The sequence below is a fragment of the Streptomyces aureus genome, assembly GCF_001418135.1.
GTDB classification, from domain to species: domain Bacteria; phylum Actinomycetota; class Actinomycetes; order Streptomycetales; family Streptomycetaceae; genus Streptomyces; species Streptomyces aureus_A.
In genome coordinates this window covers 1-4,273 of record NZ_LIPQ01000241.1, presented here as the reverse complement: position 1 = coordinate 4,273, position 4,273 = coordinate 1, and the positions used below count along the sequence as shown (strand labels likewise).

Genomic DNA, 4,273 nt, shown 5'->3' with positions numbered 1-4,273 from the left:
CTCGTCCGACATGCCGAGCAGATGGGTCAGCGTGAGCATGGGGACGTGCTCGGTGAACTGGCCGACCAGTTCCGCCTCGCCGTCCTCGCAGAACGTGTCGATCACCTGGTGCGCGAAGCGGGTGATGTGGCGGCGGATGCCTCGGTGGTCGAACTGGCTGAGGCCGGCCGTGACCGCGCCGCGCAGCCGCTGGTGCTCCTCGCCGTCCGCGCAGACGCAGTCGGGGCGCCAGCCGATCATCGGTACCAGCGGCGAGGTGGCGGGGTCGATCTCGCCGCTGCGCCAGCCGTGCCAGACGCGGGGGTCGCGGGAGAACTGGGTCGGGCGGCTGGCCACGTCGCGGTTCTCGAGGTAGCCGAGGACGAGCCAGGCGCGTACGTCGCCGTCGAGCAGCACGGGTGCCACCGGGCCGTGTTTGGCGCGCAGTTCCTCGTACAGACCCATGGGGTCCGTCTCGGCGGCGCCGCCGTAGAGACGGGTCGCTCCACCGGGTCCGGTGGCGACGTGGGCCGGGCAGCCCGGAGGGGGGATCGCCCCGGACAGCTCTGCGGTGTGTTCGGCGGGTGGGAGGGTCATGCGGTCTCCTGGGCGGCGGCAAGGGTGCGCAGGTAGACCATCAGCGACAGGAGGGCGTCACGGCAGGACGCCCGGTCACGTGCGTCACAGGTGACCATGGGCACGGATTCGCTGAGGGCCAGAGCAGCGCGCAGGTCTTCTACGGGGTGGTGCGGAGCCTCGGGGAACGCGTTGACGGCCACGACGAACGGGACGCGGCGGTCCTCGAGGCGGGTGATGACTTCGAAGCAGACTTCGATCCTGCGGGTGTCGACGAGGACGACGGCACCGAGCGCGCCTTCGAAGATGCCGTTCCACAGGAACCAGAAGCGCTCCTGTCCCGGCGTCCCGAACAGATAGAGGATCAGCTCCTCGTTGATGCTGATCCGTCCGAAGTCCATGGCGACGGTCGTGGTGTTCTTGCCGTGGGCGCCGGGGTTGTGGTCGATGCCCACGCCCGCCTGCGTCATGGTCTCTTCGGTGGTCAGGGGCGGGATCTCGCTGACCGCGCCGACCATGGTCGTCTTGCCGACACCGAAGCCCCCGACGATCACGACCTTGACGCCCCTGGCACTGTGGGGCAGCGGCATGTCCGTGCCGCGTGGGCCGGCATCGCGTACGTCAGAGCTTGCGTAGTCCATGGATCACCGCCTCCAGCAGGCCGCGTTCGGGGAACGCCGCGACGGGCACGGGTGCGATGGCCTCGACCCGTTCGTCCTCGACGAGTTGGGAGAGCAGCGTGGTGACGACGCTGAACGGAAGGCTGAGGTACGCCGACACCTCGGCCACCGAGAGCGGATAGGCGCACATCGTGAGGATGGCCGCCTGCTCGGGCTGCATCGCGGCGTCGGGCTCGGAGCGCGTCGCGATGAGGGTGACCAGGTTGAACGTGTTCGCCGCGGAACCCGTGCCCCCGGTAATGACGTAGAGCGGAACGGGATCGTTTTCATTCCAGGGGTCCTGGTTCTCCGATGTCACATCGCCTGCCCGACGTCCTCACGAGGAGGGCTGGTCATGTGTTGCCCGATCCGAACCACCAGCGTCCGCATGCGGTCGCCCAGCAGGCCGGCGTCCACCTGGTCGTCGGCGAGCACCGCGAGGTAGGCGCCGGGGCCGGCCGCCATCAGGGAGAAGTAACCGCCGTCGGCCTCGATCCCGACCATCCGCGTCGAGCCGTCCCCCTCGGGGAACCGCTGGGCGATGGCCCTCGCCAGGCTCTGGATGCCGGAGCAGGCCGCGGCGATCGCGTCGGCCGTGTCGGGCTCCGTGTTCGACTGCCCGATGCACAGGCCGTCCGCCGACAGCACGACGACGTGTCGTACGTACGGGACGCCGCCCACGAGCTCCTTGAGCATCCAGTCCATGTTCGGCAGTGGCAGCATGTTACTCGACCTCATCTGAAGGATCGCTGTGTGAAGGGGAACGTTCGGCGGCCGCGCGCTTGTCGCCGTTGAAGGCCTCCCACATCAGACCCGGCTGACGGGTCGTGCCGGAGGATCCCCGGGGGGCGGCCGGAGCGGGGGGCGTGGGGCCCACCTGGACGATCGGCGTCTGGACGGGTGTCTCGCGTCGCCGCTGCGGGAGTCCGTTGACGGTCTTCCTGACCTCCGCGGATTCCTTCGGGGCGTCGCCCGGGGGCGTCGGCCTGGGCAGGATCGGGCCTCCCGTACGCCGCCGGGCGGGCGGCTGCGGATACCGCACGGCGGACTGCGGCACCGTGGTGATCAGATTCCTGGGAACCAGCACCACGGCCCGTACGCCTCCGTAGGCGGAGGTGCGCAGGTCGACCTCGCAGCCGTGCTCACGTGCCAGTCGGCTGACGACGGGCAGACCGAGCTGCGTCACCTCGCCGAGTGCGGCCAGGTGGATGCCCGAGGCCGACTGCGCCATGATGCGCTCGACGCGCTGGCGGACCTCTTCGGTGAGTCCGACTCCGCGGTCCTCGATCTCGATGGCGATGCCGGAGGGCACCTCGCTCGCGGACACCTCCACCGGGGTGTGCGGCGGTGAGAACGTGGTGGCGTTGTCGAGCAGTTCGGCGAGGAGGTGCATGAGCGGCTCGGCTCCGGGGCCGACGACGGCCACGGCCGTCACCGACTGCAGCTTCACCCGGGGGAAGTCGACGATGCGCGACATGGCTCCGCGCAGGACGTCGTAGAGCGGGATCGCCTTCGACCACTGCCGTCCGGGCCGCGCGTCACCGAGGACGGCGATGCTGGCCGCGAGGCGGCCGATCAGGGCGGTGCGGTGGTCGACGCCCTGGAGGCCGCGGGAGACCACGAGATCCGTGCCGTGGAGGATCTGCATCGCGTGCAGGTCCTTGGCGAGCTGGTGCACGATCGCCTGGACGCGGCGCGCGACGGCGACGAGCGCCCGTTGGGAGGCGTCCCTGGTGTACTCCTCGGCCTCCACCGCTTCCAGGAGCGTCTGCAGAGCCCCGCGGACCGCTTCGGTGAACTCCTCTTCGAGGTGCTCGCCGAAGTCGACGGACCGCAGGATCTCCGAGGCTGGGTCGCCCTTCTTCATCCGGGCGACCGCGGCCGGGAGCAGCTCCTCGGCGAGCCACACGGTGGTGGCGCGCTGATCGGCCAGTCGTCCCAGCAGCGCGGACTCGCGTTGCGCGTAGTACTCCTGTGCGTCGGCGATCGCCCGCTCATAGCGCTCCACCGCCCCCGACCGCAGTCGGCGCGCGGTCACGGCGGACGTGACGGCCGTCAGCGCGACGGCGGCGAGACCGCACCAGGCGACCGGTGTCCGTATCTGTGCGGAGGAGAAGAGAAACGCCATGGCAAAGGCTCCGGCCAGAACTCCGGGGGGGAGGAGCCAAACGCGATCGACCGCGGGTGGCCGGGCTCTGGAAATCGAACCTGCACGAACCATCAAGGGGTCCCTAATCAGTCTGGAATGAACGGACTGAGGTGATGCGGTGCACCGACTGGAACGAATCGGGCTTCTTCCGGGCGAGTGCCACGTTCCGTCCGCGCAGCACCACAGCGCTCATGACTCGCTGTGACCGCAGCGCAACACACGGGGGAGCATAGTCAGTTCGGGTTCGCCATGTGACCGTGCTGGAAGGGCTGCCTCCAGTGGTCACTCTCGACCCATAAAGCGACTATTCACTGCGCGGAAAATGCAATGAACTGATCACATCCTGGCGCGCGTTCATCAGATTTCGCGGCCCCCGAACAGACGACCGCTCCGCCAGACCCTGCCGTCGAGGGGCAGGCGGCAGTTCGACGACCGGATCCGGGCGCCGCCCCACCGGAACCACGGGCCCCCTTCGGGCATCACCTCCACTCCCTTGCGCGTGATGTGCGTCACGCCTTAAAAGTCCTTTAAGGAACAAGGGGCTGAAGCTTCCGATTTCAGCCGTATTGAGGTTGGTTGACGCTTCCTTTGAACGACAGTCAAGATCTCCACGACTTCGCCACACATCCCTAGGCTTCACCTCATCTGGAGCACTCGATGCGCAACAGGGCTGCCCTGACCACAGCAGTCACTCCCGTCTCCCGGGAAACAGCGCGCCCGGAGCACCCGTCCGATCGCGTCTTCGGGAAGGTCGCCCAGCCCGACCGCAGCGGTGCGGGCGTCCGTGGACAGGACATCGAACTCTTCGACGCCACCGCGCGACTGCCGAAGGTCCCGGCCCATGCCGCGACACCGTCCCCCAGGCCGCGCCGGTCCCGGCCCGCCCACACGGCGCGGCCTGGGGGACGGT

At 69.1% G+C, this 4,273-nt stretch carries 4 protein-coding genes and 2 pseudogenes; 1 reads left to right on the top strand and 5 read right to left on the bottom strand.

The window, feature by feature from the left end:
• From AOK00_RS20515 to AOK00_RS20495, 5 genes and pseudogenes are all read right to left on the bottom strand, one after another.
• A pseudogene (locus AOK00_RS20515) lies at positions 1-576 on the bottom strand (cytochrome P450); the annotation flags it as partial.
• Positions 573-1,196: a GTP-binding protein gene (locus AOK00_RS20510; RefSeq protein WP_055601753.1), complete on the bottom strand. Its 624-nt coding sequence runs from the start codon at positions 1,194-1,196 to the stop codon at positions 573-575. The gene AOK00_RS20510 and the pseudogene AOK00_RS20515, both read right to left, overlap by 4 nt.
• Positions 1,177-1,533 (bottom strand): DUF742 domain-containing protein, encoded by a 357-nt coding sequence (locus AOK00_RS20505; RefSeq protein ID WP_030319496.1) that lies wholly within the window; start codon positions 1,531-1,533, stop codon positions 1,177-1,179. Before AOK00_RS20505 ends, AOK00_RS20510 begins: the two co-directional genes overlap by 20 nt.
• On the bottom strand, positions 1,530-1,937 hold the full coding sequence (locus tag AOK00_RS20500; protein WP_229312772.1) for a roadblock/LC7 domain-containing protein: 408 nt from the start codon (positions 1,935-1,937) through the stop codon (positions 1,530-1,532). The genes AOK00_RS20505 and AOK00_RS20500 overlap by 4 nt, the downstream gene beginning before the upstream one ends.
• A 1-nt stretch (position 1,938) precedes the next feature.
• Positions 1,939-3,342, bottom strand: a complete 1,404-nt coding sequence (locus AOK00_RS20495) for an ATP-binding protein (RefSeq protein WP_079042098.1) — start codon at positions 3,340-3,342, stop codon at positions 1,939-1,941.
• Between the two features lie 678 nt (positions 3,343-4,020).
• Between AOK00_RS20495 and AOK00_RS39715 the strand changes: the two are divergent.
• A pseudogene (locus AOK00_RS39715) lies at positions 4,021-4,273 on the top strand (hypothetical protein); the annotation flags it as partial.

Bases quoted from the DNA above. Each gene is read 5' to 3' on its own strand.
- AOK00_RS20510 (WP_055601753.1), bottom strand. From the start codon at position 1,196: ATGGACTACGCAAGCTCTGACGTACGCGATGCCGGCCCACGCGGCACG.
- AOK00_RS20500 (WP_229312772.1), bottom strand. From the start codon at position 1,937: ATGCTGCCACTGCCGAACATGGACTGGATGCTCAAGGAGCTCGTGGGC.
- AOK00_RS20495 (WP_079042098.1), bottom strand. From the start codon at position 3,342: ATGGCGTTTCTCTTCTCCTCCGCACAGATACGGACACCGGTCGCCTGG.